This window comes from Nevskia soli (genome assembly GCF_903970205.1).
GTDB lineage: Bacteria > Acidobacteriota > Terriglobia > Bryobacterales > Bryobacteraceae > Bog-113.
Map to the genome: position 1 here is coordinate 1 of NZ_CAJCHS010000163.1, position 3,126 is coordinate 3,126.

At 59.3% G+C, this 3,126-nt stretch carries 2 protein-coding genes; both read right to left on the bottom strand.

Annotated features, from left to right (window positions below; translation table 11 throughout):
* On the bottom strand, positions 1 to 707 hold a 707-nt coding region (locus H1Y01_RS07475), incomplete at its 3' end, for a hypothetical protein (RefSeq protein ID WP_180539818.1).
* A 74-nt stretch (positions 708 to 781) separates the two neighbouring features.
* Positions 782 to 2,965 carry a glycogen debranching protein gene (locus H1Y01_RS07480; protein WP_180539819.1) on the bottom strand — a complete coding sequence of 728 codons (2,184 nt, stop codon included), beginning with the start codon at positions 2,963 to 2,965 and terminating at the stop codon, positions 782 to 784.
* Between the last annotated feature and the right edge of the window lie 161 nt (positions 2,966 to 3,126).

Genomic DNA, 3,126 nt, shown 5'->3' on the forward strand with positions numbered 1-3,126 from the left:
GCGCCCCATAGGTTCCCCTGCTTATCGAAGACGACTCCGAGCGGGCCGGACCCGTCGCCAAAAGACTGACCGGGAGCATTCCCTTTGAAGGTATATAAGGTGGTTACGCTCCATGAACCCGCACTTTCGCTGGGAGGACTAAGTTTACAGATGCTACCGTTCCCATTAGTCGATGAACCGACGCCGAAGAAGTTACCGGCGGCATCGAACGTGTAAATGCCGCATTCCGCCGCGGCATCGGGAAATTCGTAGAGTACGGTCTTAGTCCAGATGCCCCCGGCTGCGGTAGGCGGCGTGAGTAGAAAGAGATAGCCGCAGCCGCCCGAGCACGTCCCGTTTCCGCCGATTCCCGCCTGGCCGAGAAGCTTTCCGTCTTTTACAAAGAGTCCCGAAGGAAGGCCCCCGTCGATGCCGCCCTGGAACCGCCAGATTGTATTCTTGACCCACGGATCGCCGGGTTGCGCCGGACGTTGTAGCTGGTAAATCGTGCCGCAGCCGGGATAGAAGCTTCCACAGTTGTTGATTCCGCCGCTGGTGGTTGTGCCGAAGAGAATTCCAGCTTTGTCGAGAACGAGAGCAGACCCGCCGATAGAGTATCCGTCGGCTTCGCTCTTGAAGGTATAGAGTATGTTCTCGGTTTGACTAAGAGCGGACGTTGCGCTCGCGATCGCGGCGAAAGCGAGGAGAAAGAAGTGTTTCGGTTGCATGGGTGATTCCTTTGCTGACAAGCTTCGAACGCCCGCAGCATATCAATGGCGCGCTGCGGGGTCAACCGGTTAAGTCACCGCAGCCGGGTCAGGCGCATTTGATCGACTAGCGCGCGATTGACTTCGCCATTCATGTTCTCGTCCCAGGGATCGAAGTTGAGGGTGAATGTATGAGGTCCGGCGGTGAGTTGCACGGTCTGGTGGTTCGTGTAGCCGAAGTCTTTCCAGTCGTCCTTACCGCGCTGCGGAAGAACGATCGCGCCGACTTCCTTACCGTCGACGGAGAGCGTGCGGATGGCGCATTTGTTGTCGGTGTTGATGGGACCGCTGCCGTTGGCGTAGTGGAGGTCGATGGCATAGGCGCCGGCCGCGGGGATGTCGGCCTGCATCGTGACCTTTGCGTTTGTGGTCCGCGTCAGATCGATGGGGCCACTCGGCGCGGCGACTATCATTTCGTGACTGGAGTCGAACAGGCGAAGCGGTTCATTGAGGAAGGAGCGGAGTCCTTCGGAGTCGAGGGCAAGGACTTGAAACTCGCTGTCGAGCTGGTTCTCGCTTATGTTGACCGCGTTCGCCCCTTTGTTATCGAGCGCATGACCATCCTGAAAAGCCATATAGCGCATGTGATCGACGGGCTTCGTGTACAAGTTGTGAAAGCCCGTTACCTCGAGTGAACCCCACCACGTCTCCGGCGTGTCTGGCGACACTGCCGCGTCCACCAATTTCAGCGGGGCTGCCGTTTTTTCCCGGTTGTCCATCCTGATGCGGATCTCATGCGCACCCGCGATGCTCGACGGGAGCACCGGGTTCGGGAGTGGATGACCATCGAGAGCGATCGTCGCGATCTTAGTTCCGAAACCTTCGACATGGATGCTAAGCTGCGCGCCGCGGTAACGGAAGTTGTCCAGGTCCCACGCGCCGCCGAGCGCTTTCGGAATCACCGGATGAAAGCGCAACCCCGCCTCGGTGAAATCCATGCCCAACAGGACGCGATAGATCATTGCGAGATTGCCGGCGACGCTCCAGAGTTGGCGTTCGGAGTTGATCGCGGTGCCTTTCGCATCGCCTGTGCCGGCGACCATATTCTCCTGATTCGTCAGAAAGAGAGCAGCCGCGCGCCAGATTGAGGCCAGGCCTTGCAGCACCGCGGGCATGTCGTTTTGCTTAGCGGCCGCCAGGTTCCAGTAAGCCTGCACGAACGGCCAGATCGCGTTGTTGTGATAGGGCGGAATTTCGGGAATCTGCGGGTAGATACAGGGAATTCCGAACGCCATCACGGGCACACTGGATAGCATGCGCGTTTGACGCTCGGGCGGCGCGAGATCGAAGAGTATCGTAAGTGCTTCCCCGAGCGCTTCCGAGCGCGGGGACACGCTCATCGTGATGCGACCGTAGAGGTACTGTCCGTAATAGCCTCTATCTTCGAGCCATAGGTTCTTGTTGACTGCGGCGCGGATTTGCTCTGCAGTGCGCGTGTACTCTTCGGAAGGTTTGCCGAGTAGCCTGGCCATCGCGGCAAGAATCTGGTAAGTGCGGTAATGAACGGCATTCGTGCCAAGGGCTTGCGAGCTATAGATATCGGCGGGTTGCATCCAGCGCGGATAGGTCTGCTCGCGCCAATCGAGAAACGAGGATTCACCAAGAACCATTCCTGTCTCGCGGGAGAAGACGACATGCGCGTCATCGGCCGCGCTCGCGCGAATGATCTGGAAGGATTGCGCAAGCCAGCCCCGATCGCCCGTACTTAGATAGATCTCCCACGCGGCCAACGCCCAGGTCATGCGATCCGTCGAGCAGGGCCAGGAACCGCCCGTCCCCGTGTCCTGAATGATGCGGCCGCGGGTAACTTTACGTAACAGGCTGGCCTTCGCGATTTCAGGTTCGATCGCGGCCAATGAAAGAAGGATGCTGTAACTGATATCGCGCGTCCACACGCCATCCCACTTAGCGCCGGCCATGAACGCGCCATCCGGCCGGATGTCTTTCTTCAGTTCCTCGAGCGATAGGTTGTAGAGCGCACGCACCAGCACGTTCGGCGATCGCAGCTGCGGATAGGAACTAACATCCGTGCTGAGTTTCCAACGTCGCGACGTAGCGGCATCCGGGTAATTCGATTCGATCTCGTCGGACGAAATTGCGCGCGCGATGAACTGCCCTTGCGTGACGCGGTCCGCTGAGATGGCGAACTGCGCGGACTTATAGATCTCCTGCGCGGGCAACATAACCGGGATTAACAGCAGTGCGGCAGCGCGCGCCATTCGAATGGTCATTCGACCTCGGGCGTGGCAAACGCCCCGGTCTCGGCCGAGCGGAAAACGGCGTCGATCACGGCCATGTTGCGGATGGAATCGGACAGCGGCGTCGGCGGCTCCTGATCGTGGATGATGGCGAGCGAGAACGCGTCGCCCTGCAGTGTGTA

Coding starts and splice junctions, on each gene's coding strand:
- H1Y01_RS07480 (WP_180539819.1), bottom strand. CDS start 2,965: ATGGCGCGCGCTGCCGCACTGCTGTTAATCCCGGTTATGTTGCCCGCG.